The 24,987-nt window shown below is 72.6% G+C and carries 20 protein-coding genes; 7 read left to right on the plus strand and 13 right to left on the minus strand.

Annotation, left to right across the window (positions count from 1 at the left end; translation table 11 throughout):
- Nucleotides 1-32: 32 nt before the first annotated feature.
- A complete protein-coding gene (locus ABZ956_RS07385) occupies nt 33-3,476 on the plus strand; it encodes a hypothetical protein (protein ID WP_361888317.1) in 3,444 nt (1,147 codons plus the stop codon).
- Nucleotides 3,477-3,569: 93 nt separating this feature from the next.
- On the opposite strand, the gene ABZ956_RS07390 is transcribed toward ABZ956_RS07385, so the two are convergent.
- Nucleotides 3,570-4,559: a LacI family DNA-binding transcriptional regulator gene (locus tag ABZ956_RS07390; RefSeq protein ID WP_361889385.1), complete on the minus strand. Its 990-nt coding sequence runs from the start codon at nt 4,557-4,559 to the stop codon at nt 3,570-3,572.
- A gap of 235 nt (nt 4,560-4,794) precedes the next feature.
- Here ABZ956_RS07390 and ABZ956_RS07395 point away from each other — a divergent pair, with 235 nt between their 5' ends.
- Nucleotides 4,795-5,757 carry an ROK family protein gene (locus ABZ956_RS07395; protein WP_361888320.1) on the plus strand — a complete coding sequence of 321 codons (963 nt, stop codon included), beginning with the start codon at nt 4,795-4,797 and terminating at the stop codon, nt 5,755-5,757.
- A gap of 113 nt (nt 5,758-5,870) precedes the next feature.
- Nucleotides 5,871-6,938, plus strand: a complete 1,068-nt coding sequence (locus ABZ956_RS07400) for an NUDIX domain-containing protein (protein ID WP_361888322.1) — start codon at nt 5,871-5,873, stop codon at nt 6,936-6,938.
- Here the strand turns inward: ABZ956_RS07400 and ABZ956_RS07405 are convergent.
- Nucleotides 6,935-8,320, minus strand: a complete 1,386-nt coding sequence (locus tag ABZ956_RS07405; protein ID WP_361888325.1) for a dipeptidase — start codon at nt 8,318-8,320, stop codon at nt 6,935-6,937. The two genes, ABZ956_RS07400 and ABZ956_RS07405, sit on opposite strands and share 4 nt — an antisense overlap.
- A 189-nt stretch (nt 8,321-8,509) precedes the next feature.
- On the opposite strand from ABZ956_RS07405, the gene ABZ956_RS07410 reads away from it, so the two are divergent.
- A complete protein-coding gene (locus ABZ956_RS07410) occupies nt 8,510-9,739 on the plus strand; it encodes a geranylgeranyl reductase family protein (RefSeq protein WP_361888328.1) in 1,230 nt (409 codons plus the stop codon).
- 41 nt (nt 9,740-9,780) lie between these two features.
- Here the strand turns inward: ABZ956_RS07410 and ABZ956_RS07415 are convergent, their stop codons facing one another.
- Entirely contained in the window at nt 9,781-10,686 is a 906-nt protein-coding gene (locus ABZ956_RS07415; protein ID WP_361888331.1) for a DUF2797 domain-containing protein, read from the minus strand.
- Between the two features lie 81 nt (nt 10,687-10,767).
- Nucleotides 10,768-11,994 (minus strand): MFS transporter, encoded by a 1,227-nt coding sequence (locus tag ABZ956_RS07420; protein ID WP_361888334.1) that lies wholly within the window; start codon nt 11,992-11,994, stop codon nt 10,768-10,770.
- A 17-nt stretch (nt 11,995-12,011) separates the two neighbouring features.
- Between ABZ956_RS07420 and ABZ956_RS07425 the strand changes: the two genes are divergently transcribed.
- Nucleotides 12,012-13,235: an ROK family protein gene (locus ABZ956_RS07425; protein ID WP_361888337.1), complete on the plus strand. Its 1,224-nt coding sequence runs from the start codon at nt 12,012-12,014 to the stop codon at nt 13,233-13,235.
- Between the two features lie 108 nt (nt 13,236-13,343).
- Here the strand turns inward: ABZ956_RS07425 and ABZ956_RS07430 are convergent, their stop codons facing one another.
- Nucleotides 13,344-13,916, minus strand: a complete 573-nt coding sequence (locus ABZ956_RS07430) for an ATP-binding protein (protein WP_361888340.1) — start codon at nt 13,914-13,916, stop codon at nt 13,344-13,346.
- 239 nt (nt 13,917-14,155) lie between these two features.
- Nucleotides 14,156-14,485: a hypothetical protein gene (locus ABZ956_RS07435; protein WP_361888342.1), complete on the minus strand. Its 330-nt coding sequence runs from the start codon at nt 14,483-14,485 to the stop codon at nt 14,156-14,158.
- Nucleotides 14,486-14,644: 159 nt separating this feature from the next.
- On the opposite strand from ABZ956_RS07435, the gene ABZ956_RS07440 reads away from it, so the two are divergent.
- Entirely contained in the window at nt 14,645-15,781 is a 1,137-nt protein-coding gene (locus ABZ956_RS07440) for a PLP-dependent cysteine synthase family protein (protein WP_361888345.1), read from the plus strand.
- A gap of 39 nt (nt 15,782-15,820) precedes the next feature.
- Here the strand turns inward: ABZ956_RS07440 and ABZ956_RS07445 are convergent, their stop codons facing one another.
- The 6 genes from ABZ956_RS07445 to ABZ956_RS07470 all read right to left on the minus strand — a co-directional run bounded on the left by ABZ956_RS07445 (nt 15,821) and on the right by ABZ956_RS07470 (nt 22,172).
- Entirely contained in the window at nt 15,821-16,681 is an 861-nt protein-coding gene (locus tag ABZ956_RS07445) for a DeoR/GlpR family DNA-binding transcription regulator (protein ID WP_361888348.1), read from the minus strand.
- Nucleotides 16,682-16,759: 78 nt separating this feature from the next.
- Nucleotides 16,760-19,165, minus strand: coding sequence for a right-handed parallel beta-helix repeat-containing protein (locus ABZ956_RS07450; RefSeq protein WP_361888351.1), 2,406 nt, complete (start codon nt 19,163-19,165; stop codon nt 16,760-16,762).
- A 264-nt stretch (nt 19,166-19,429) separates the two neighbouring features.
- Nucleotides 19,430-19,828 (minus strand): hypothetical protein, encoded by a 399-nt coding sequence (locus tag ABZ956_RS07455; RefSeq protein WP_361888353.1) that lies wholly within the window; start codon nt 19,826-19,828, stop codon nt 19,430-19,432.
- Between the two features lie 143 nt (nt 19,829-19,971).
- Nucleotides 19,972-20,574: a hypothetical protein gene (locus ABZ956_RS07460; RefSeq protein ID WP_361888356.1), complete on the minus strand. Its 603-nt coding sequence runs from the start codon at nt 20,572-20,574 to the stop codon at nt 19,972-19,974.
- Nucleotides 20,575-20,795: 221 nt separating this feature from the next.
- A complete protein-coding gene (locus ABZ956_RS07465; RefSeq protein WP_361888359.1) occupies nt 20,796-21,623 on the minus strand; it encodes an MOSC N-terminal beta barrel domain-containing protein in 828 nt (275 codons plus the stop codon).
- An 81-nt stretch (nt 21,624-21,704) separates the two neighbouring features.
- Entirely contained in the window at nt 21,705-22,172 is a 468-nt protein-coding gene (locus ABZ956_RS07470; RefSeq protein WP_361888362.1) for a DUF6643 family protein, read from the minus strand.
- A gap of 176 nt (nt 22,173-22,348) precedes the next feature.
- Here ABZ956_RS07470 and ABZ956_RS07475 point away from each other — a divergent pair, with 176 nt between their 5' ends.
- The gene (locus ABZ956_RS07475; RefSeq protein WP_361888365.1) at nt 22,349-23,662 is read left to right on the plus strand and encodes a TerD family protein; all 1,314 of its coding nucleotides are present in this window, start codon (nt 22,349-22,351) and stop codon (nt 23,660-23,662) included.
- A 19-nt stretch (nt 23,663-23,681) separates the two neighbouring features.
- On the opposite strand, the gene ABZ956_RS07480 is transcribed toward ABZ956_RS07475, so the two are convergent.
- Nucleotides 23,682-24,842, minus strand: a complete 1,161-nt coding sequence (locus ABZ956_RS07480; RefSeq protein ID WP_361889387.1) for a glycosyltransferase — start codon at nt 24,840-24,842, stop codon at nt 23,682-23,684.
- Nucleotides 24,843-24,987 lie beyond the last annotated feature (145 nt).

A 24,987-nucleotide genomic window follows, 5' to 3' on the forward strand; every position in this document is an offset into this window, starting at 1 on the left:
TCACCGGGGGATTCTGCTGAGGAAGTGTACGCATGACCGTCTTCGTGGAAAACCATGTCGGAACGCGTAACACCACCGCCGACCCCCAAAAGGTCGGGTCGCTCGCCGTGTCGGACGTATTGATGCACGAGGTGATGTCCGCCGCGGGAATTCCTGTGGATGCGTCGAGCAGGAGCCCGGTCGCTCCCTATCGTCACCCTTCCAAGGGACGCAGGTGGGATCACCTCGCGAAGAAGTGGGAGAACGGAAAGAACCTGGAAGCGTTCGTGGTCAACGCGGTCGGAGGATCGCAATCGAAACTTCTCCGCATCGCGCGCGACGACAAGGCCGCGCACGGCTGGGACGTCAGTGAGCCGTTCCCGGACCGGCATCCGCAGGAAGTGCTGGCCGCTTACGACCCCGGTACGAGCAAATCCCGCTGCTACATGCTCGAAGGCAGAGATCTCTACTCTGGGAACCTCTTCGTCTCGACCATGGACCACGAGGGGCGCTGGGGACCGCCCAGCAAGACGGGTGACGACTTCGGCGTCGAGGGACTTCGCGTCTCGTACATGAAGGGAAGCGGGAGGCCCTTCGTCCATGCCAAGGTCATGGAGGACAGCCCTAATTGGTACAGCTCGTTCCTCGACGAGCTGTTCACCACTCCGGTACACCACGACTTGTCCGCCCGCCTGGCGTATGTAGAGGTGTACGAGAATTCCGAGAAGAGGTACTGGGCCTACGTCGGGTCCCATGCCGACGGTGAGGAAGCGACAGGGGTGGTGGTCAGCAGGAGCGGTAACAATGAGTTTCCGATGAACCGGGTGGACACGGTGAGGAATGTCCTTCAGGTCGTCGAGGGGGTCGGGAACGTGGAGGGGAACCAGGCGTACTTCCTGGTTCTCCATACGGACGGCACGTTCTCGAACGTTTGCGTAGATGCCAGGAATCTCGGCGACAGTCGCGTGCATCACCTGGGCGGTGGCCTCGTCTACCCGGTGCTCGGAAAGACAAAGGAAGAAAGGAGGCAGGACAAGTTCAAGTCGGTGGTCACCCGCCTCGGGGTCGAGCGGGATCAGTACTTCCTCGACATCTACGCCACGAGTGAGCGGGGGCAGGTGTGGGTGATACGGCAGGACCGGAAGGTCCCGTGGAGGGACGGCGGCGACCCGAACTGGAAGTCTCCCGTTCCCATCGACGGAGGAGTCGAGGGCGTGGCGGTCACCAGCGACCGCTCGGACGAGACGGCGATGTTCACCTGGGACAGCGGCGGTGGGCACCTGCGGCTGCAGATGAAGGACGGGCGCACCCGGTTGTGGCGCAAGCTCGATGTGCTGCCACCGAAGGACACGGCACAGTTGTACGAGTCGACGGTGCATCGCGTCGAGGTGCTGGCGCGCAACGCCGATGGCGGCCCTGTGGCGGGAAAGAAAGTGACGTTCACGGCGAAGTCCGAGTCGCCGGACTGCGACGCGTTCTGGCAGGACGGCAAGAAGGCGCTGCCGACGCTGGTCACGATCACCGGCGGTGGCCTGGAACTGGAGACCGATGCCTGCGGTCGCGTGGTGCTGAGCATCCGTGCGGACAGCGTGACCGGCTCCGAACTCACCGCCTGTGCGGACGGCGTCAGCCAGACGGTGCGGCCTGGCAGAAAGGTGCTGGACTACCTGCTGGGCAACGGCAGCATCCGAGAGGCCGATGGCCGGGGGGCGTTGCCCACATTCAGTGCCGACGCCCTGCAGAACCTCTCCTCCCAAGCGAGCGAGCAGGACCGTAAGGACGCGTACGCGAACATGCGGAACGCCGCGGGCGTCGGCCTGGGCAAGGACATCAAGCAGTTCGGGAACCCGTCCGGAGGGACCAAGGAGCCCGACGACGGGGCGATGGAACTGGGCGGCTGGTGGTCGGACCTGGCCGGTGACGTCTGGAACGGCATCAAGCAGGGCGTGGCCACGGTCGACAACTGGGTCCGCAAGGGCGGCCAGATCCTCGCCGAGGGCCTGAAGTGGCTCGGCAAGGAGGCTCTCAAGGGTGGCCAACTCGTCATCAAGGGGCTGTACGACGCCGGGCACGCCATCGCCGGCATGGCGAAGAAACTCGTCAAGGACGTCCAGGACGTCGTGAACTGGGTGAAGTCCGTGCTGGACTTCGGAGCCATCTGGCGCACCAAGCAGGCGTTCGAAGAAGTGCTGCGCCTGTTCTTCCCCAAGGCGGTCGGCGAAGTGGCCACGCAGAAGAAGAAAATCGACACGTGGCTGACCCAGGAGCGCGATGCCATCAAGGCGAAGCTCGACCAGGCGATCAAGGCCTACGGCTCCACCTCCATCGGGAACGAGACCGGCAACGACCAGGTCAAGCAGCTCAAGCAACAGTCCTCGGACCCTCAGACCGGCTGGCTGACCGACAAAGTGAAGGCCGCTGGACCACCGGACAAGCCGCCGGACATCACCGTCTCCGCCGAACTCAACAAGGCCTGGGAGGACTTGCAGAAGAACCTGGCCCAGCTGAAGAAGGACGGGCAAGGGCTCGTCGACAAGCTCCTCAACGTTGGCGAGAACCTGTTCAAGAACCCCTCCGGCATCACGTCCATCGGTGACGTCCTCGAATTGGTCAAGGCCGCGATCGACGTCTCCATCGACGTCGGCAAGACCCTCATCGACGGCATCGCCGATCTGGTGGCCGCCGCCCTCGCCTGGATCTACGGCGTCCTGACCAAGCCGCTGAACGTCCCTCAGGTTCTCAAGAGCCTCTGGGAGTGGGCCGTCAAGGCGGGCGGGGGAAAGCCGAGCGAGGAACCGCTGACCTTCGCCGCCCTCATCGCCCTCCTGGGGGCCGTCCCCACCACCATCGTCTACAAGATCGCCCATGCGGGCGAGGAGCCCTTCCCCAGCGGCGGCATCCCCGACGTCACCAACTCCGACCGCGCCGCCAGGGCCAAGGCGGTCGAGGTCTGTATGTGGGTCTCCGCCAGTCTCGGCGGGCTCATCTCCTGGGTCATGGCCATGTGGTCGGACGTCATGGGCCCGGACACGCCCAAGTACGTCGGCTACATCGGCCTCGTGAACGCTGTGGTCGCGTTCGGTCTGGCTCACGCCGGCTGGCTGAAATACGCCACACCGATCAATGTGACTGTGCTGATCTTCACCGTCATCGCGACCGGGACCCTCATCGGCGCGCTGATCGCAGCGGTCCTCGACACCATCGGGACCGCGGCGGCAATGGCCGCGGGGACATGGCTCCTGCCCTGGGTCCTCACGGGCATGGGCGTCATGAGCCTGCTGTACTACGGGTACAGGGCCAGCGTCAATAACTTCCCCACCCTTGGTCTTGCTGTCTCGGGAGCCATCGGCCCCCTCTCCCTGGTCACGGCCTTCATGAACACCGAGGCCATGCGCGCCCAGGAATGGCCCGTCCCAGCGAAGATCGTCATCGACGGTTTGAGCATCAGCGAAAGCAGCTTCCTCAACACCTACTACACCCCCCAGATCGTCGGCTGACCCGGTCACCCATCAGGCGCTGCGCCCACTGTGCTGAGCGCAGCGCTTGGGACGCTCCACCACGACCGTGGTCTGATGCCGGGGGAGAGGCCGCTACGGCTCCACGGGCGGGAGTTCGCCCGAGCCCCGGGCGATGAGGCGCGTCGTCAGTTCCACGCGGCGGGGGGCGTCCTGCGCCCCGTTCAGCCGCTGGAAGAGCAGTTCCGCCGCCGTGCGGCCGAGCCGTGCCGCGTCCTGGGCGATCACGGTGATGCCGGGGGAGAGGAGATCGGCGAGCTCGAGGTCGTCGAAGCCGACGAGGGCGACCGCGCGGGGCAGGCCGGCTATGACGCGGACGGCGGTGGCGGTCACGCGGTTGTTGCCCGCGAACAGGGCGGTCACCGGGTGCGGCCCCGTCAGCATGCGCTCCGCCTCGGCCCGTACGCGCCCGGGGTCGGTGGGGCCCAGCGACATCCACGCGTCGTCCACGGGCAGGCCCGCGGCGGACATCGCGGCGTGGTAGCCGCGCAACCGTTCGGCGGCGGTGTGGATGCGGGGCCTGTCGCCGATGAAGCCGATGCGGCGGTGGCCGTGCGCGATCAGGTGGGCCACGCCTTCGCGGGCACCGCCGAAGCTGTCCGAGAGCACCGCGTCGGCCTCCAGCAGGCCGGCCGGGCGGTCGACGAACACGGTGGCGATGCCCGCGGCTATCTCGGGCTCCAGATAACGGTGGTCGTGGCCCGCCGGGATGACGAGGAGTCCGTCGACGCGGCGGGCGCAGAAGGCCAGCGCCAGCTCCCGCTCCCGCTCGGGGTCCTCGGCGCTGGAGCCGTTGATCAGGAGCGCCCCGTGGGCGCGGGCGACCTCTTCGACGGCCCGGTTGAGCGGGGCGTAGAACGGGTCGGCGAGGTCTTCGAGGACCAGTCCGATCGAGGCGGTGCGGCCCTTGCGCAGGATGCGGGCGCTGTCGTTGCGGCGGAAGCCGAGGGCCGTGATCGCCTCTCGTACGCGCCGCTCGGTGTCCTCGGTGACGCCGGATTCGCCGTTCACCACGCGCGAGACGGTCTTCAGGCCCACTCCGGCACGGGCCGCGACGTCCTTCATGGTCGGGCGGCCGCCGTAGCGGGGCCGGGGGCCGGGGGCGGCGACGGCGGTGCGGCGGGTGTCGGTCACGGGCGCTCGTCCTTTGCGCGGAGGGGCCTCTGATGCACGGAGGTGAGGTCGAGCATAGAGCCTGGACAACGTTGTCAGACCCGGGGAGACTGACGCCCTGACACCCCCCTCGTCAGGCATTTTGTTATCCCCTTCGGCCCCACCCGGACCAGGAGAGACCGTCACTGTGCACACCGTCCCCGGCGACCTCGTCGCCGCTCTCGACATCGGCGGCACCAAGATCGCCGGGGCGCTCGTCGACGGCGGGGGCCGGCTGCTCGTCCGCGCACGGCGCTCCACCCCGGCGCGGGAGGACGCCACCACGGTCATGGCCGCCGTGGCGGCCGTCCTCGGCGAACTGGCCGCGTCCGCCGACTGGCCCCGGGTGCGGGCCGTGGGCATCGGCAGCGCGGGGCCCGTCGACGCCGCCGCCGGAACGGTCAGCCCCGTCAACGTCCCCGGCTGGCGCGGTTTTCCGCTGGTCGCCGAGGTGACGGCGCGGACGGGCGGGCTGCCGGTGGTGCTGGTCGGCGACGGAGTGGCGATGACCGCCGCCGAGCACTGGCAGGGCGCGGCCCGGGGCCGGTCCAACGCCCTGTGCATGGTGGTCTCCACCGGCGTCGGCGGCGGGCTCGTCCTCGACGGCCGCCTGCACACCGGACCCACCGGCAACGCCGGCCACATCGGGCACATCAGCGTCGATCTGGACGGCGACCCGTGCCCATGCGGTTCCCGCGGCTGTGTGGAGCGCATCGCCAGCGGTCCCAACATCGCCCGCCGGGCGCGGGAAGCGGGCTGGCGCCCGGGCCCGGACGGCGACACGAGCGCGGCGGCCGTCGCCGCGGCCGCGCGCGCGGGTGACGCGCCGGCGCTCGCCTCCTTCGCGCGCGCGGCACAGGCCCTGGCGGCGGGCATCGCGGCGACCGCGACGCTCGTCGAGATCGAGGTGGCCGTCATAGGCGGCGGGGTCGCGGGCGCCGGCGAGGTCCTCTTCGCCCCGCTGCGGGAACGCCTGCGCGATTACGCCACGTTGTCCTTCGCCTCGGGCGTACGGGTCGTGCCCGCCCTGCTCGGCCCCGACGCGGGCCTGGTCGGGGCGGCCGCCGCCGCGGCGCAGGAACGGGGGCTGTGGGGGCGGCTCCCCGGCTGAGCTTTCCCCCTCCTGCGGCCCGGGCCCCATCCCGCTCGCACACGTTTCCGTGGCAAGGTGTTGCGGGCACTGTGTCCGGGGCACGTCACCGGGGCTACGGAGAAGGGGGAACCGTGATCGTCTGGCTGAACGGTGCGTTCAGTGGAGGCAAGACCAGTACGGCGAAGGAACTGGCCGAACTCATCCCGGGCAGCCACCTCTACGACCCCGAGGTGACCGGCGGGGGACTGCGGTACCTGCTGCCGGCGAAGAGAATGAACGAGGTCGGCGACTACCAGGACCTGCCCATCTGGCGGCGGATGGTCGTGGACACGGCGGCGGCGCTGCTCGCGGAGCTGGGCGGGGTGCTCATCGTGCCGATGACCCTGCTGCGCCAGGAGTACCGGGACGAGATCTTCGGCGCGCTGGCGGCCCGCCGGATCCCGGTGCGGCACGTCGTGCTCACCCCCGACGAAACGATCCTGCGGAGGCGCATCGAAGGCCGGGTGGACTACGCGGACGACCCCGCGCGCAGCGAGTCCATCCGGCAGTGGGCCCGCGACCACCTCGCGCCCTATCTGGAGGCGCTGTCCTGGCTGCGCGACGACGCCCTCGCCGTCGACAACAGCCACCTGACGCCACGTGAGACGGCCGAGCGCGTCGCCGAGGCCGTACGCAACGGCACCGCCGGGTTCTGCCCGATCGTCCAGACCCCCGAGCCGACGGCCCAGACGCTCGCCTCGGGCGTCCTGCTCTTCGACGAGCACGACCGGGTGCTCCTCGTCGACCCCACCTACAAGCCCGGCTGGGAGTTCCCCGGTGGCGTCGTCGAGCCCGGCGAGGCCCCCGCCCGCGCGGGGATGCGCGAGGTCGCCGAGGAGATCGGCATCGAACTCACCGCCGTGCCACGGCTGCTGGTCGTCGACTGGGAGCCGCCCAAACCCCCCGGTTTCGGCGGGCTGCGCTTCCTCTTCGACGGCGGGCGGCTGACCTCGGCCGACGCCCACCGGCTGCTGCTGCCCGGCTCGGAGCTGCGCGGCTGGCGGTTCGTGACCGAGGACGAGGCGGCCACGATGCTGCCGCCGGTGCGGCTGAGCAGGCTGCGGTGGGCGCTGCGCGCCCGCGAACTGGGGCGGCCGCTCAACCTCGAGGCGGGGGTTCCCGTGGGTGACCCACGCGAACCCCCTGCCCCGCGCAACTAGCGCTTGCTCTCCGCGTAGCGGGTGAGGAAGAGGGCCTCGGCCAGGGACAGCCGCTCCAGCTCCTCGGGCGAGACGCTCTCGTTCACCGCGTGGATCTGGGCCTCCGGCTCGCTCAGGCCGATCAGCAGGATCTCGGTGTCCGGGTAGAGCGCGGCCAGGGTGTTGCACAGCGGAATCGAGCCGCCCATGCCGGCCGTCTGCATCTCCTCACCCGGGTAGGCGATCCGCATCGCCGCCGCCATCGACGCGTACGCCGGGCTGCTGGTGTCCGCGCGGAACGGCTGGCCCTGGCCGACCTGCTCGACCGCGACGCGGGCGTTCCACGGGGTGCCCTTCTCCAGGTGCGCGTTCAGCAGCTTCGTCGCCTCGGCGGCGTCCATGCCCGGCGGGACCCGCAGGCTGATCAGCGCCCGCGCGCTCGCGTGCACGGACGGCGTGGCGCCGATCACCGGCGGGCAGTCGATGCCGAGCACGGTGACGGCCGGACGGGCCCACAGGCGGTCGGCCACCGTGCCGGAACCGACGAGGCCGACGCCGTCGAGGACCTTCGCGTCCTTGCGGAAGTCCTCCTCGGGGTACTGCAGTCCCTCCCAGACGCCGTCCGCCTCCAGGCCGTCCACGGTGGTCGAGCCGTCCTCGGCGCGCAGCGAGTCGAGCGCGCGGATCAGCGCGGCCAGCGCGTCCGGCGCGGCACCGCCGAACATGCCCGAGTGCAGATTGCCCTCCAGCGTGTCCACCCGCACCCGGACCAGGGTCATGCCGCGCAGCGTCGCCGTCACCGTCGGCAGCCCCAGACGGAAGTTGCCGGCGTCACCGATGACGATCGCGTCGGCCGTCAGCAGCTCCGGGTGCGCCTCGGCGTAGCGCTCCAGGCCGCCCGTGCCCTGCTCCTCGGAGCCCTCGACGATGACCTTGACGTTGACCGGCACGCCGCCGTGCTCCTTGAGCGCCCGCAGGGCGGTCAGGTGCATGATCAGCCCGCCCTTGCAGTCGGCGGCACCCCGCCCGTACCAGCGGCCGTCGCGCTCGGTCAGCTCGAACGGCGGGGAGATCCAGGCGGACTCGTCCAGCGGCGGCTGCACGTCGTAGTGCGCGTACAGCAGCACTGTCGGGGCCCCGGCCGGGCCCGGCAGGTAGCCGTAGACCGACTGCGTGCCGTCGGGGGTGTCGAGGAGGGCGACGTCCTCGAAGCCCTCCGCGCGCAGCGCGTCCGCCACCCAGTTCGCGGCGGCCTCGCACTCGCTCCTGGGGAACTGCGCCTCGTCCGCGACCGACGCGAAGGCGACCAGCTCGGCCAGTTCGGTCCTGGCGCGGGACTGCAGCGAGGCGACGGTCGTCGCGAGCGCGGCCGGGTCCGGCTGGCGGATCGAGGACGTGTCCATGGAACGCTCCTTGTGGGCGCGGCGTTATGTCCGTACGTACGGGCGATTGCGTCACCGATCCTGCCATGTCCCGCCCCCGGCCCCACCCGGTGGTCCGTACGCGGTTCCCACGGGCATCGCCACGGACGGCGGGCCTTAGGATGCGGGCGGTAGCGGTAGCCGGTGATCGAGCGGGGAGTGGAAGCACAGGTGAGCAGCGACAACGCAGCCCGGGAAGCGGGCCGGGACGCAGCCGGGGAGAGCGAGCGGGTCTGGGACGTCGTGGTGGTGGGCGCGGGGCCGGCCGGCGCCTCGGCCGCCCACGCGGCGGCCTCCTCGGGCCGCCGGGTGCTGCTCCTGGAGAAGGCCGAACTGCCGCGCTACAAGACCTGCGGAGGCGGCATCATCGGCCCCTCGCGCGACGCGCTGCCGCCCGGCTTCGAACTGCCCCTGCGTGACCGGGTGCACGCCGTGACCTTCTCCCTCAACGGGAAGCTCACGCGCACCCGCCGCTCCAAGCGGATGCTCTTCGGGCTCATCAACCGGCCCGAGTTCGACGCCGGCCTCGTCGAGGTCGCCAGGGCCGCCGGCGCCGAGGTGCGCACGGGGGTGACCGTCTCCCGCGTCGAGCAGCACGGCCCGTCCGTGCCCGACCGGCGCACCGTGGCCGTCGTCCTGGGCGACGGCAGCACGGTCCACGCCCGCGCCGTCGTCGGCGCGGACGGCAGCGCCGGGCGCATCGGGGCACACGTCGGAGTGAAGCTCGAGCAGGTCGACCTCGGCCTGGAGGCCGAGATCCCGGTGCCCCCCACCGTCGCCGAGGACTGGGCCGGGCGGGTCCACCTCGACTGGGGGCCCATTCCCGGCAGTTACGGCTGGGTCTTCCCCAAGGGCGACACCCTGACCGTCGGGGTGATCTCGGCGCGCGGCGAGGGCTCCGCCACGAAGCGCTATCTGGAGGACTTCATCGCCCGCCTGGGGCTGGCGGGCTTCGAGCCGAGCATCTCCTCCGGTCACCTGACCCGTTGCCGCTCCGACGACTCCCCGCTCTCCCGCGGCCGCGTCATCGTGTGCGGCGACGCGGCGGGGCTGCTGGAGCCCTGGACCCGCGAGGGCATCTCCTTCGCCCTGCGCTCGGGGCGCCTGGCGGGGGAGTGGGCCGTGCGCATCGCCGAGGCGCAGGACGCGGTCGACGCGCGCCGCCAGGCCCTCAACTACGCGTTCGCCATCAAGGCCGGCCTCGGCGTGGAGATGGGCGTCGGGCGCCGCATGCTCACCCTCTTCGAGCGCCGCCCCGGCCTGATACACGCCGCGGTCACCGGCTTCCGGCCGGCCTGGCGGGCCTTCGCCCGGATCACGCGCGGCTCGACGACGCTCGCCGAGATCGTCCGTACGCATCCGCTGGCGCGCCGCACCCTTTCGGCGATGGACCGGGCCTGAGGTGGTGCGTCCGCGCCGTCGGTGACGGGGCGGGGCGGTTGTCAGAAGAGGGGCTCTGTGGCGGGAGCCTGGTCGGGTATCCGTATCGCGGTCGTCCGTGCCGTCGTCGGCGCGTCCGGGGCGGCGGCCGCGAGCGGCCATCCCGCCAGTTGGCGTGCGTCCACCAGCAACGGTCGTCCGTCCGCCGCGTCCAGATAGACATCCGGTCCGGCCACGGCCGTCACCCGGCCCGCCACCGTGCGCCCGGCGGCCAGTTCCACCAGGGCGTGTCCCGGCCGTATCCCCTCCAGATGGAACGCCTCGTCGTGGTGCACCGGCAGGTAGGTCCGGATCGTCAGTGACTCCGGCAGGCCCGTGAGCCCCCGCGCCCGCTCGTGCAGTGCGGCCAGCTCCGCCGCCCTGCGCTCCCGCGGGGGCAGGGGGACGCGGGCGGCTCGCTTGGCCGCGTACGGGAAGCGGTCCGGCACCGCGAGCGCCGCGCCCAGCACCGCCTCCGCCCGGCGCGCCGCCATCAGGGGACCGCGCCCGAGCAGGGCGTAGGACAGCGCGGCCTGTTCCAGCAGCCGTACGCCCTCCCGCTCGGCGGCCGTGATGCCGACCTTGGCCAGGCCGGGGGCGAACCACGCGAGGTACACGTCGTACGGGCGCGGGTCGTCGGCGATGGTGTCGGCCGCCACCGAGTGCGACCGGTCCAGCCGGGCGCACTGCCCGCACTGCGCCGACACGGCGCCGCCCGGCACCTCCGCCCCCACCGGGCAGGGGGTGTGCCGGCCGCTTCTGCGGACCCCGACGCAGCGCCGCCGCTCACCCGTGGTGAACGCCAGCGTCCGCCCCGGTGGCAACGCCGACAGTCGTTCTTCCTGTACCGGATGCCGCCATACCAGCGCAGGCCCCTGGGCGCTCCACCTCAGCCCGGCGCACTGCCACAGCCCGCTCTCCGCACCCATGCCCGCCCCACCCCTTCCGCCTGAAGGTCCGCCGTAGCCGATGTGTCCATGGTGGCAGCGACCACTGACAACGCCGGAGCCCTACCCGGCCCGCACCCCCGCCCGCCGCGTCGCGTACGCGATCAGTGCCGCCATGGCCGACAGGGCGGCCACCGTGGTCAGCGCCACGGGCAGGGAGAACCAGTCCGCGAGGAAGCCGATGGCCGGCGGGCCCAGGAGCATGCCGCCGTAGCCGAACGTGGACGCGGCGGCGACCCCGGCGGGGCCCGCCAGTTCGCCGGCCCGGCCGATGGCGACCGGGAAGATGTTGGCCAGCCCCAGTCCGGTGACGGCGAAGCCGGCGAACGCCACCCACACCGTCGGCGCCAGCGAACCGATCAGCATGCCCAGGGCAGCCGTCGCCCCGCCCGCGACCAGCACTCTCGTCTGGCCCAGGCGTTCGAGGAGCGCGGTGCCGGACAGCCGGCCGACGGTCATCGCGAGCGCGAAGGCGGAGTAGCCGACGGCCGCCAGGCCCGGGCGGGCGGAGAGGTCCTGTTCGAGGTGGAGCGCGCCCCAGTCGGCGAGGGCCCCCTCGCCGTAGGCCGTGCACAGGGCGATCACGCCGAAGACGGTGATCAGCCGGCGCTCCCGGCCGGTGGCGCGGCGCCGGCCGACCGGGTCCGGCGCGGCCCCGGCGCGCGGCGGCCGGGGTGCGGGGTGGGCGAGGAGGGCGCGGCCCGCCACCGCGGCGACGACGAGGCCGATCGCGGTCAGGAGCAGCAGGTGGCGCGTGGCCGAGAGGTGACCGGCGACCAGGCCGCCGAGGCCGGCGCCGAGCATCCCGCCGACGCTGAACGCGGCGTGGAAGCCGGGCATCACCGGCCTGCGCAGCGCCGCGACGAGGTCGACGGCGGCGCTGTTCATGGCGACGTTGATGCCGCCGTAGGCGGCGCCGAAGACGAGCAGGACGAGTCCGAGCGTGAGCGCGGAGTGGGTCAGCGGGGGCAGCGCGATGCCCAGGGACATCACCAGGGCGGCGGCGACCGTGACGGGATGGCTGCCGAAGCGTTGGCACAGGCGGCCTGTCACCATCATGGTGGCGACCGCGCCGGCCGACACGCCGAGCAGGGCCATACCGAGGTCGCCCGCGGAGGCTCCGGTCTGCTCCTTGATCGCGGGGATGCGGACCACCCACCCGGCGAAGAGGAAGCCGTCGAGGGCGAAGAAGAGGGTCAGGGCGGTACGGAGGCGGCGCAGGGCGGTGGTGTCCGAAACCGGACGTTGTCCCCGCAGAATGGCCGTCCGTATTTTGTTTAGCGTCGGCACAAAGTCAGAATAGGGGCGTGACCCAGACTCGGACAACACGTTTGGAGCGGGGCCGCGGCGCCCTCGGCCCCGCACTGGCGCTCGTACACACCGGCCGCGCCCCCACGCGCGCCGTGCTCACCGCCGAGCTCGGGGTGACCCGCGCGACCGCCGGTGCCGTGGCCGCCGAGCTGGAGGCGCTGGGACTGATCCAGGTCGACCCCCGCCCCGCGGCCGCCGCCGGCTCCCAGGGACGCCCCTCGCACCGGCTCTCCATCGCACCGAACGGCCCCGTCGTCCTCGCCGCGCAGATCCACGCCGACGGCTTCCGCGCCGCCCTCGTCGGCCTCGGCGGCCGGATGGTCGCGACCGCGCCCGGCTGTATGACGGTGCCCGCGGACCCCGCGCACATCATCGACGCCGTGGTCGAGGCCGGTGCCGGGCTGCTGCGGGAGACCGGGCGGCGCTGCCTGGGCGCGGGGCTCGCGGTGCCCTCGGCCGTCGCCGAACCGGACGGTACGGCGCTCAATCCGCTGCACCTGTCCTGGCCCGCGGGCGCTCCCGTGCGCGAGCTGTTCACCGAGGCCCTCGCCACGTTTGGGGTGCACGGCCCCGGCGGCACCCCGGTGCCGGGCGTCGCCGGCAACGACGTCAACCTCGCCGCCCTCGCCGAGCACCGGCACGGCGCCGGCCGTGGCGCCCGGCACCTGCTGTGCGTGGCCACCGGCCACCGCGGCGTCGGCGGCGCGCTCGTCGTCGACGGCCGCCTGCACACCGGCAGTTCCGGCCTCGCCCTGGAGGTCGGCCACCTCACCGTCAACCCGGCGGGCCTGCCCTGTCACTGCGGCAGCCGCGGCTGCCTCGACGTCGAGACCGACCCGCTGGCCTTCCTCACCGCCGCCGGCCGCGAACCGGGGCCGGCCGTGTCGCTGCTCCAGCAATCCCGGGACCTGCTCCGTTTGGAGTACACGGATCCAGCCGTCCGGAGCGCCGCCGAGACCGTCGTCGACCGGCTGGGCCTGGGCCTCGCGGGGCTGGTCAACATCCTCAACCCGGACCGCATCGTCCTGGGAGGGCTGCACCGCGAGCTGCTCGAGGCCGACCCCGAGCGGCTGCGCGCGGTCGTCGCCGACCGCAGTCTGTGGGGGCGCAGCGGCAGCGTGCCCATCCTGTCCGGCACCCTCGACTTCAACAGCCTCATCGGTGCCGCGGAGGCCGCCTGGCAGCCGGTCCTGGACGATCCGCTGGGGGCCCTCGGCTGAGCCGGTACGCGTCAGCGCTCCGGACCCGTCCGGCCGGGAGCGCCGTGGCCGGACACCTGGGCGGCCGGGCCCTGCCGGGCCCGGCCGTCGTCCCTGCCCGCCGCCGGGTCAGCCGTGGACGGCGGACCGGGCGGGGGAGTGTGCGCGCAGCGCCGTCGGCCGCAGCCTGACGGGGGCGCCCGCGAAGGCAGGTTCGTCGAGGGTCGCCAGGACGAGCGCCGACCGGTCGAAGGCGACGGCGCCCTCGGTGTTCCGCGCGACCTTGGGGGCGGTGGCGGGAGTGGTCTGCGGGACAGGAAGCGTGAACCAGACGACCTTTCCGCCGTCGTGGCTCTCCTTGACGCCCCAGCTCGAGCTGAGCGCGGCGACCAGGGCGAGCCCGCGGCCGTGGGTGCTGTCGCATCCGGCGTCACCGAGCGTCGGCAGCCGGGGGTCGTGGTCGCGCACCGAGACCGTGAGCCGGTCCAGCATGAGGTCGATCTCGACCGTGCACCGTTTGTCCGGCTCCGCGTGCTGGTGAACATTGGTCAGAAGCTCGGTGACGCCGAGCGCGGCACGGTCGATGAGCGGATCGAGATGCCAGTAGCGCAGCTGCGCAGATACGATTCTGCGGACCTGGCCGATCCGCGGCGGCAGAGCCTGGAGCTCCACGGTGCAGTGCTTGTTCACTCGGCTGATCACGGCTGCGACTCCCTGAAGAAGTAGGGCTAGCCTGATTCAGATACGCGTGGCGATACGCGCGGAACGCGTGGCGATACGCGCCTTTTTCCTCCACCGGCGGCGACCGGCCGCCCGTCCTGTCGGCGGGAACCGGCCCAGATGTCACCACTGGCCCAGAGCGTGACCGCCGACCACCCTCAGTGATGCCGGTACGAATAAAGCGTCGACTCTCGCGGCGACCTTCGCAACTCCTGCACCCCTCAGTGCTTCGCCGTGCTTCCGTGCGCCGACCGCACGACCTCAAGGAAGCGGTTGACCGCGGCCGCTCCACCGCTCTCGGAGACGGCGCCGGGGCTGCCCAGGGTGAGCACGTAGCGGTTGCCGTTCACCGTCGCCCGCGCCCGGTCGCGGGCGGAGAACCACGGCTTGCTCGCCTGGACCGAGTCCACCGGAGCGCTGTCGATCTCGCGGCCGTAGCTGGTCAGCAGCTCCAGCCGGCCGTCCTGGATCTTCACCTGTCCGGCCCGGGTCAGGGAGCGGCGGGAACGCTCGATCCGCACCCCTGTCGCATTGAACTCCGGTTCCGCCACGGCGCACCGCCTCTCCGGCCGAATGGGCTGCCCTCCTGCGCAGTCTGCCCGTGAGCAGGCTCGGACACCAGTGCACCTTTATGATCGAAACGCCCGAGTGATCCATGGGAGCCCGTACGGAGTGGGTCCGGCGGCCATCGGCATCGTGAGGAGCGCCGCGTGAACGGCTCAGCGCACCCCGGGGCGTCCGGCCCCGCCGCCCCGACCCTCGACGTGGACCGCAGCGACCCGGCGTACCGGGCCTGGCTCAAGGAGGCGGTCCGCAAGGTCCAGGCCGACGCGAACCGCTCCGCCGACACCCATCTGCTGCGTTTCCCCCTCCCCCAGGAGTGGGGAATCGACCTCTACTTCAAGGACGAGTCCACCCACCCCACCGGCAGCCTCAAGCACCGCCTGGCCCGCTCGCTGTTCCTCTACGGCCTGTGCAACGGCTGGATCCGGCCCGAGGCGTCCGTCATCGAGGCGTCCAGCGGCTCCACCGCCGTCTCCGAGGCCTACTTCGCCCAGCTGATCGGCGTGCCCTTCATCGCCGTCATGCCGCGCACCACGAGCCGGGAGAAGTGCCGGCTGATCGAGTTCCACGGCGGCCGGTGCCATTTCGTGGACGACCCCCGGGCGATGTACGAGGAGGCGGCCTTGCTCGCCCGGCGCTCCGGCGGCCACTACATCGACCAGTTCACCTACGCGGAGCGGGCCACCGACTGGCGCGGCAACAACAACATCGCCGAGTCCATCTACAGCCAGCTCCGGCTCGAGCGCTATCCCGAGCCGGCCTGGATCGTGGCCACCGCGGGCACCGGCGGCACCTCGGCGACCATCGCCCGCTACATCCGCTACATGCAGTACGACACGCGTGTCTGCGTCGCCGACCCGGAGAACTCCTGCTTCTTCGACGGCTGGCGCGACCACGACCCCGCCGCCCGCAGCGACCGCGGCTCGCGCATCGAGGGCATCGGCCGGCCGCGCATGGAACCCAGCTTCGTGCCGGGCGCGATCGACCGGATGATGAAGGTCCCCGACGCCGCCAGCGTCGCGGCCGTACGCGCCCTCGAGCACGCCATCGGCCGCAAGGCCGGCGGCTCCACCGGCACCGGGCTGTGGAGCTCGCTGAAGATCGTCGCGGAGATGGTCGGCGAGGGGCGTACGGGCAGCGTGGTCACCCTCATCTGCGACCCGGGCGAGCGCTACCTCGACAAGTACTTCTCCGACGCCTGGCTCTTCGAACAGGGCCTGGACATCCAGCCCTACGCCATGACCATCAGCACCTTCCTCGCGACCGGCCGCTGGCACGGCTGACCCCCGCGCCCCTCAGGCCCCTCAGGCCCCTCAGGCCTCTCAATCCATGGGGCGGCGCACGTCCGCCCCGTCCGGCGAGGGGTGTGCCACCACCAGCTCCGGCAGCCGCTCGGCGATCTCCGCGCGGACGGCGACCGGCAGCCCGGCATCCGTCACCAGCGCGTCGACGTCCTCCAGCGCGGCGAACGAACTCAAGCCCACCGTCCCCCACTTGGTGTGGTCCGCCAGCACCACGACCCGCCGTGCCGAGCGCACGAAGTGCCGGTTCGTCTCCGCCTCCGCGAGATTCGGCGTCGACAGGCCCGCCGTCACGGATATGCCGTGCACCCCGAGGAACAGCACATCGAAGTGCAGCGACCGGATCGCCGCGTCCGCCACCGGCCCCACCAGGGTGTCGGACGGCGTGCGCACCCCACCCGTCAGCACGACCGTCGCCGCACCAGGCCGGGCCGCCGGGCCGGACGCCGCGACCGACCGCTGGGCGCTGTGGAACACCTCCGCGACCCGCACCGAATTCGTGACGACCGTCAGATCGGGGATGTCCACCAGCTGATGTGCCAGAGCGAAGGCCGTCGTCCCGCCCGCCAGCGCTATCGCGCTGCCCCGCGCGACCATCCTCGCCGCCGCCCGCGCGATGTCCTCCTTGGCGCTGAGCTCCAGCGCCGACTTCGCCTCGAAGCCGGGCTCGTGCGTGGTCGCGTCGGCCACCGGCACCGCCCCGCCGTGCACCTTCTCCACGACCCCCTGACGCGCCAGCGCGTCCAGATCCCGGCGGACCGTCATGTCCGAGACCTTCAGACGCCGCGTCAGTTCGTTGACCCGCACCCCGCCGCGCCGTCTGACCTCGTCGAGGATCAGGGCGCGTCGCTGCTCCGCCAGGAGGTTCTGGTTGTCGCTCACCCGGCCCGTCCCTTCCGGTCGGCCACCGTTCACCATGTGCGCACATCCTCCCACGCACATATGACAGCGGTCCTTCCCTCAAGCGGGCGGCAGTTCCGGCAGATCCTGCGGGTACAACAGGGTCAGATCGTCGGTGCTCGGCGCCGGCAGCTGCGCCACCCGGCCCGCGTGCCGCTCCACCATCGCCTCGAACGTCTGCCGGGCGGTGCGGCCGTTGCCGAACGCCGGCCCCTTGGGGATGGCCGTGAAATAGCGCAGCAACGCCTCGGCCGCGCCCTCGCCGATGCGGTACTCGTGCTCGTCCGCCTGCTGCCGCACGATGCGCAGCAGCTCCTCCGGCGCGTAGTCGCCGAAGGTGATGGTGCGCGAAAACCGGGAGGCGACGCCCGGATTGACGGTCAGGAAGCGCCGCATCTCGGCGGTGTAGCCGGCGACGATGACCACGACCTCGTCCCGGTGGTCCTCCATCAGCTTCACCAGCGTGTCGATGGCCTCACGGCCGAAATCCCGCCCCGAGTCCTCCGGGCACAACGCGTACGCCTCGTCGATGAAGAGCACCCCGCCGCGCGCCCGGTCGAACGCCTCCTGGGTCCGCAGCGCGGTCGAGCCGATGTGCTCCCCCACCAGGTCCACCCGCGACACCTCGACCAGATGACCGCGCTCCAGCACGCCCAGGGAGGCGAGGATCTCGCCGTAGAGGCGGGCGACGGTGGTCTTGCCGGTGCCCGGGGAGCCGGTGAAGACCAGATGCCGGCGCACGGAGGCGGCCTTGAGCCCCGCCTGCATACGGCGCCGGCCGACCTCGATCATGTCCGTCAGGGCCCGCACCTCGCGTTTGACGCTCTCCAGGCCCACCAGCGCGTCCAGTTCACCGAGCACGGCCGCCGAGGCCCGCACGGGCTCGGCGGCGGCCGCTGCGGGACCGGGCTGCCGCTGCGCCGGCACCGCGACCGCCGCGCTGCGGACCGCCGTCTGCACGGCGGCCACCGGTGCGCCCGTGGCCGACGAGGGCCCCTGCACGGCGCCCTCGTCGCTCGTACAGCCGTGGCTGACCGGCCCCTCCTCGGCGAATTCGTAGCCGCCGCGCACGCACCGCTCCGTGCGGCACCCCGTCAGGGTGGTGCGGCACCCGTCGATGACGTGGAAGCCGTAGCCGGCGCTGCCCGTCACCCGGCAGCCGTCGAACGTCCCCCGGCCCTCCGCCGACACGTAGAAGCCCGCCTCCGACGGCGAGGTCACCGTGCAGCGCTCGACGACGGGGTCCGCGCCCTTGGTGACGATGACCCCGGTCGAGGTCGCGTCGACGGTGCAGCCCGCGAGCCTGCCGCCGCTGCCGTGGCCGCGGAACCACACCCCGGTGGTGGCCTCCCGGATCCGGCAGTCCTCCAGGTGCGCGGCCGCGCCGCCGCTCACCGACACGGCGGTGCCGCGCACCCGGGACACGTCGCTGTCCGAGACGTCCGCGCGCGAGCCCCGGTCCAGGACGAACAGCGCGTCCGGCACGTCGTGCACCCGGCAGGAGGCGAGGTCGGCGCTCGCCCCGTCGCTGACCCACACCGCCGGATAGTCGCCCGTGCTGTCGTGGATCTCGCACCCGGCCGCCTCCACGCGCGTGCCCGGATCCCACACCGACAGGCCGTTGCGCCCGAACCGCCGCACGGCCGAGCGCGTCATCGTCAGCACCGAGCGCGAGCGCAGGTCGACCGCGTTCTCCGGGACGTCGTGGATGTCGCAGTCGGCCAGGGTCAGCACGGCGTCGGTGTCCAGCGTCACGCCGTCGGCGGACGTGCGGTGCACCCGGCAGTCCGTCAGGTGCCCGGTGGCCCGCGACGCCACCTGCACCCCGGTGCCCGTGATCTCGTACACCTCGCAGCCGACCGCCTCCAGGGCACTGCCCTCGCCGGTCAGCGACAGCCCCGCACCCCGCGCGTGGTGCACCCGGCAGCGCTCCAGGCGCGGTTCGGCGCCGCCGCGCACGCTGACGCCCGACTGCCCGGCCGCCACCACCTCGCACTCCTCGAAGACGCCGCCCGCCCGGTCGAGCACGCTGATGCCGACGCCGCCGGGGTTCTCGACGGTGCAGCGGCGCACCGTCGGCCGTGCTCCGCCGCGCACCTCGATGCCGGCGGCCGAGCGCGTCACCACGCGCAGGTCGGCCAGGTCCGGCTCGGCACCGTCCTCGACCAGGAGCGCCGGCTCGGTGGCGTCATGGCCCTCGATCCACAGGTCCCGCAGCGTTGCCGAGGCCCGTACGGTCACGGCCACGCCCTCGGAGGGGGCGATCCGCACCGAGCCGCGCGCGCCCTCGCTGCCCCGCAGGGTGACGGCCCGGGCCACGACGAGGTTCTCCCGGTAGGTGCCGGGCGCCACCGACAGCACGTCGCCGTCGGCCGCCGCCTCGAGGGCGGACGTGAGGGAGTCGTACTCCCCGGTGCGGCGCCGCCAGCGGGAGGTGCCGGTGTGTGTCACCAGGACGGTTCCCACCCCCTTGGCTCTTCCCGGCTGCGGGCCGCTCCCGCCGCTCCCGACGCTCAGAGGGTTGAAAGACGCGGGACGTTCGCCCACCGGTGGACCTCCTCCTTCGGAACAGCAAGATCGTGAGGGAGGGAGAGACCGCCCTGACCTTCCGTGCTCAAGAGGATAGGGGCCGACACCGGGCCGACGAGCCGGGATACGAAGGACGAAAGGCGGGGAAGCGGAACACCGGCGCCCGCCACGGGCCCGAGCGCCCCGTCCGCGCGGGCGGCGTCAGCCCTGGATCTCCACGCAGGTCCGTCCCCGGGGCTGGACCTTCTCGTTGATGTGCTCGAACGCCTCGGCGCAGATCCGCGTGCGAGGGGCGACCATGCGCCCCAGGCCCATCGTGTACCGCGAGCCCTCGTGCCAGTGCTGCAGCGCGCTGTCGCCGTTCAAGCCGCCGCCGGTGAGGTGGAAGTGACCGAAGAACGAACTGCCCGGTGAGGGGGTGACATGTGCCTTGGCGACGTAACGCCCGCTTCCTTCGACCGTGAGGCAGGTGTATCCCGAACACCTGCTGCCTCCCGCGGAAGAGGGGGGCGTGAAGACGGTGAGGAGCGCCAGGGCGCCCGTCACGCTCGCGCCCGTCCGCAGCAGAGCCCGGCGTGCCCGTGCGGCGATTCGCTTCATGTGGTCCGTCCGTCCTTCGGGTAAGGGGGGCCACGCGAGACGGCCCCGACGTCTGGGGTCTGTTGCATGCCCAGGCCGTCCGGATTGATCCGGCCTGTCACCCGTGTGGCGCAACGGGAATCGATCCGCCCCGCCGGGCGCGGTCAGCTTCCCGCGTCCGCCCGGCCCCAGGTGTGCGCGGCCCGCTCCCAGGCCCGGTCCCATTGCGCGGACCGGCGTTGGGCGAGGCGCCAGACCACCAGGCGCCGCGCCCCCTCCACCAGGCCGGCCGCGGCTGCGGCGGAGCCCAGGCCGGCGAGGACGGTGTGCACGGTGGCGGTGGCGTCGTCCATGGGGCGGCCGGTGACCTGGCCCCGGTCGTCCGTCCACAGCGGGAACCGCTCGCCGGGGCGTGCGGGCTGACGGACGGCCACCAGTCCCGTGCGGACCCGGCCCGCCGGGTCCTGCCAGCGGGCGAGGACCCGGCGGTAGCCCTCGCGGCCGGCGGTGGACTCGTGGTCGGTGCCGTCGGATCCGCCCGATACCGAGCGCACGGTGGTGGCGCTCACCAGGTGCCGGTGCAGCTGCTGCTCGCGCACGGTCTTGCGCAGCGCTTCGTGGGCGAGGGAGCCGGTGACCCAGCCGACGGCCGGTCCCAGCACGAGCATCAGCACCACGGCGGCCACCCCCACCCAGGCCTGGAGGACATCGCTCCGGCGGCGCAGCGGATTGCGTCGCCACCGCCATACGAACGCCGTCGCACGCATGGTGCTCACCCCCTACGCGTCCGTAAATACCTCACACAGGGCATCGCATGCGGAGGAAGGCGGCGGAGAGAGCAAATTCACCCCCCGCGGATGTCGGCAGCGGCGGCGCGTTGACGTGCGGCGTCAAGAGACGTGAAGGGCCGTGGAAGGACCGTGAAAGGGGGCGTGTCGGCAGCGCGATGCGCGGCGGGCGGGCCGGGGGTGGCCGTGCCGGGGGGATGTCAGCCGAGGATCTCCACGGGGTCCCCGACGCGCACGACGCCGGTGTGCTCCGGGATCAGGTTCTGGCCGAACACCAGCGACTTGCCGATGCGGTGGTGCCGGGCGAGCGTCCGCAGCGGCTCCTTGCCGCGCTCGGCCGTGTGCTGGTCGGTGGTGGTGATGACGCAGCGGCCGCACGGCTTGACGACGCGGAAGACGACCTCGCCGACGCGCACCCGGCGCCAGTGGTCCTCGGCCCAGGGCTCGGTGCCGTCGACGACGACGTTGGGCCGGAAGCGGTCCATGGGCAGCGGGCCCTCGCCGGGGTGGTCGCCCCCGGCGATCAGGGAGTTGAGCGCCCGCAGCGAGGCGGTCGTGGTGAGCAGCAGCGGATAGCCGTCGGCGAAGCTGACCGTCTCACCGGGGGCCGCGTACCGCTGGTCGATCGGGCGGCGCCGCGCGGGATCGTCCATGTACAGCAGCTGGGCGCCGGTGCCCAGGAGGGCGCTCAGCCAGGCGTCGGCCGCGGCCCCCGCCCGTATCGCCTCCACCTTGTCGTCGAACAGCTCCACGGTGGTCGTGCCGCCCCCGGCCGCCGGCGCGGCGACGTCGAGCGGCGCGACCCCCGGGGCGGTGAGCCGGACCCCGCCGCCCGGCAGCGGCTCGGCCGACGCCAAGGCGAGCGTCGGCTGTTGTCGTTGGGTGATGCACCGGCCCTCCGGCGTCGCCGCCATCCACCTCCGGTCCCCGGCGAGCCCCCACGGCTCCACGACCGCCTCGTCCGGCACGCACCCCGCCATCGACTTGACCGGATAGAAATGGATCGCGTTCAGTACAGGCTTGGACATGTGCCCATCTTGCCAGCCGGATATGACAGTTGGCAGGACGGGCCGGACCCGCCGGGACGGCGGACCCCGCCCGGGCCGCGGTCAGTAGCCTCCCTGCTCCGGGTAGGGGCGGTTGCCGTACTGCTCCTCGTACGAGGCCGGACGGGGCGCCACCGGACGCATCCCCTCATATCCCCCCGGCGCCGGGCGCTGCTGGTACTGCTGCGGTCCCGGGTAGCCGCGCGGGGCCGAGGCCTGCTGCGGGATGTACGGGGCGGGCGCCTGCTGCAGCCCGCCGCCCTGCTGGCCGTACTGCGGGGCCTGGCCGGCGTAGCCGCCCTGCGGGACCTGCGGGCCCGGAGGGGAGGACGGGCCGGAGGGCAGGGCCGGCAGGGCGGGGAGGCTGCTGTTGCCGAAGTTGCTGTTGCCGAAGTCGTACGGCGACGCGACCCGGATCGGCGCGATCTGGGGGGTCCCCCGCTCGGCGACGAGGCTGTCGTAGATGGGGGTGTCCGGAAAAGACGACGAGGCGTAGTAGCCGCCGCCGTAGGTGCTGCGGGGGGAGGTCATAGCCCATAAGTTAAGCCCATGGTGTGCCGGTTGGGGAGCCCGGTATGGGGGTTGATTCCGGTGGTCGCGAGGGCTGTCGAAGACCAATGCGAGCGAACCCGGGAAAATCGGTCGCCAAGGTACGTTGGAATCGTGTAAAGACCGGCTCATTTCGGAGCCGCACGGAGGGGTGGGACATGGGCATGCTGAAAGGCGCCAATATCCGGATTCCTGCACAGGTGGTACGGATCGAAGTGGGCTGGCGCACGGGCCCCGGTGTGCCCGACGTCGACGCCTCGGCTCTTTTGCTGGCGGCCGGCAAAGTCCGCTCGGACGCGGATTTCGTCTTCTATAACCAGCCATCGCACGCCTCCGGCGCGGTGCGGCACGAAGGCAAACGCCCCGCGGGCGATGGCGTGACCGACACCCTCACCGTCGATCTCCGCGCCGTCGAGGGCGCCGTCGGGAGCATCGTGCTCGCGGCGTCGGCCGACGGCGGCAGCTTCGGGCGGGTACCCGGACTCCACATCCGGGTCCTGGACGCCGGCGGCGGCGCGGAGCTGGCCCGCTTCGACAGCCGGGACGCCACCGTCGAGACCGCCTTCGTCCTCGGCGAGCTCTACCGGCGACAGGGCGAGTGGAAGTTCCGCGCCGTGGGGCAGGGCTACGACAGCGGCCTCGCGGGCCTGGCGACCGACTACGGCATCACCGTCGACGAACCGCGGCAGGCGCCCGTACCGCCGCCCCGTGCCGCCGCGCCCTCCGCACCGGCTCCGGCCCCCGCGGCGCCCCGGGCCGCCGCGTCGTCGCCCACCGTCCCGTCGCGCGGCGTACCGGCACCCGCCACGCCGGCCGCCGCTTCCCGCCCCGCCCCGCCGGCCAAGGTCACGCTCACCAAGGACGCCCCGACCGTCTCCCTGGCCAAACAGGGCGGCACCTCGGGCGCCATGCGCGTCAACCTCAACTGGCAGATGCTCAGGCCCGTCGCCACCGGCTGGGGCCGGCGGCTGAGCCAGGCCATGGCCGCGTCCACGAGCCTGGACCTCGACCTCGGGGCCCTCTTCGAGCTCAGCGACGGCAGCAAGGGCGTGGTGCAGGCCCTCGGCAACTCCTTCGGCTCGCTGCGCCAGCCGCCCTACATCCACCTCGACGGCGACGACCGCACCGGTGCGGTGGAGTCCGGCGAGAATCTCACGATCAACCTCGACCACATCAACGCCTTCCGACGCATCCTCGTCTTCGTCACCATCTACGAGGGCGCCCGCAGCTTCGCCGGTCTCAACGCCACCGTCACCCTCCAGCCACAGCGCGGCGCGGCGATCGACTTCGCGCTCGACGAGTGCACCGTGCAGTCCAACGTCTGTGCGCTCGCCCTCATCACCAACAACGGCGGTGACCTCGTCGTCCAGCGCGAAGCCCGCTACCTGGTGCCCGACCGCGGCGTCAGCCCGCAGCGCGCCCTGGACCAGGCCTACGGCTGGGGACTGCGGTGGACGCCCGGCCGCAAGTGAGCCGTCCCCCGCGGCGGCCCTAGGGCATGGCCTCGGGACGGGCGTACGTACGCCCCTTCCAGGCCGCGCCCCGGCCCCGGTAGTGCTGCACCGCCGAGTCCACCGTCATCAGCAGGTACAGCAGGGCCGTGACCGGCAGCAGCGGCGCGAGCCACAGCGGCCGGCGGTAATAGCGCAGCATCGGCAGGTACGTCCCGGTCATCACCGCCCACGCGCCCGCGCCCAGCGCCGTTGGCACGACGGCGCCGGAGGCCGCACCCGCCACCACGGCCACCGGCGGCGCGAGGTAGATCACGGCCATTCCCGCGACCGTCCCGGCGAGCAGCAGCGGATGGTGCAGCAACTGCGCGTAGGCGCTGCGCGAGACCATCCGCCACAGCGGGCCGAGCCCCCGGTACGGCCGCACGCTGGTCACGCCCCCGGCCAGCCCCAGCCAGATCCGGCCGCCGGAGCGCTGGACGGCCCGGGCCAGCGACACGTCGTCGATGACCGCCTGCCGGATGGTGTCCGGGACGCCCGCCCGCTGCGCGGCGTCCCGGCGCAGGAGGACGCATCCGCCGGCGGCCGCCGCGGTCCGCGCGCCGGGCCGGTTGACCCAGCGGAAGGGGTACAGCTGCGCGAAGAAGTACACGAAGGCCGGGACGATCAGCCGCTCCCAGAAGGTGACCACCCTCAGCCGGGCCATCTGCGACACCAGGTCCAGCCCTTCCGAGCGGGCCGCCGCGACCAATTCCCGCAGGCTGTCGGGGGCGTGGGCGATGTCCGCGTCCGTCAGCAGCAGGTACTCGGCGTCCATGCGGTCGCGCGCGAGCGCCATGCCGTGCCGGACCGCCCACAGCTTGCCCGTCCAGCCCGGGCCGGGCTCTCCGGGCGAGTCCACGGTCAGCGGCAGACCCCCGTGCTCCTTGGCGAGCGCATGGGCCAGCTCGCCCGTTCCGTCCGTACTGCCGTCGTCGACGAGATAAACCTCCGCCCGTCCCGGATAGTCCTGGGCCAGCAGCGACGGCAGGCTCGACGGCAGCACCTGGGCCTCGTCCCGGGCGGGCACCACGATCGCGACCGCCGGCCAGTCCGCGGGCGGGGTACGCCGCGGAAGTCCGACGTCCGTACGCCAGAAGAAGCCCTGCCCCAGGAGCAGCCACCCCCACGCGGCAAGGGAACCGGCAGTGATCCACGTCAGCGCGCTCACCCGCCGCAGTCTGCCGCACGGACACCGGCCGCGGGCGGAAAGCGGCCACCGCGCCCCGGCGGGTCACCGGGCCGGCGGTGCCCGCGCGAAGCCGGCCGGCGCCGGGCCGGTGCCATGGCCGGGGGCACCGGGCCGG

The organism is Streptomyces sp. NPDC046261, from assembly GCF_040646235.1.
GTDB lineage: Bacteria > Actinomycetota > Actinomycetes > Streptomycetales > Streptomycetaceae > Streptomyces.

Excerpts from the sequence above, each read along its gene's own strand:
- ABZ956_RS07385 (WP_361888317.1), top strand. The coding sequence starts at position 33 with ATGACCGTCTTCGTGGAAAACCATGTCGGAACGCGTAACACCACCGCC.
- ABZ956_RS07390 (WP_361889385.1), bottom strand. The coding sequence starts at position 4,559 with ATGAAGGACGTCGCGGCCCGTGCCGGAGTGGGCCTGAAGACCGTCTCG.
- ABZ956_RS07405 (WP_361888325.1), bottom strand. The coding sequence starts at position 8,320 with ATGGACACGTCCTCGATCCGCCAGCCGGACCCGGCCGCGCTCGCGACG.
- ABZ956_RS07415 (WP_361888331.1), bottom strand. The coding sequence starts at position 10,686 with ATGGGTGCGGAGAGCGGGCTGTGGCAGTGCGCCGGGCTGAGGTGGAGC.
- ABZ956_RS07455 (WP_361888353.1), bottom strand. The coding sequence starts at position 19,828 with ATGAAGCGAATCGCCGCACGGGCACGCCGGGCTCTGCTGCGGACGGGC.
- ABZ956_RS07460 (WP_361888356.1), bottom strand. The coding sequence starts at position 20,574 with ATGCGTGCGACGGCGTTCGTATGGCGGTGGCGACGCAATCCGCTGCGC.
- ABZ956_RS07465 (WP_361888359.1), bottom strand. The coding sequence starts at position 21,623 with ATGTCCAAGCCTGTACTGAACGCGATCCATTTCTATCCGGTCAAGTCG.
- ABZ956_RS07470 (WP_361888362.1), bottom strand. The coding sequence starts at position 22,172 with ATGACCTCCCCCCGCAGCACCTACGGCGGCGGCTACTACGCCTCGTCG.
- ABZ956_RS07475 (WP_361888365.1), top strand. The coding sequence starts at position 22,349 with ATGGGCATGCTGAAAGGCGCCAATATCCGGATTCCTGCACAGGTGGTA.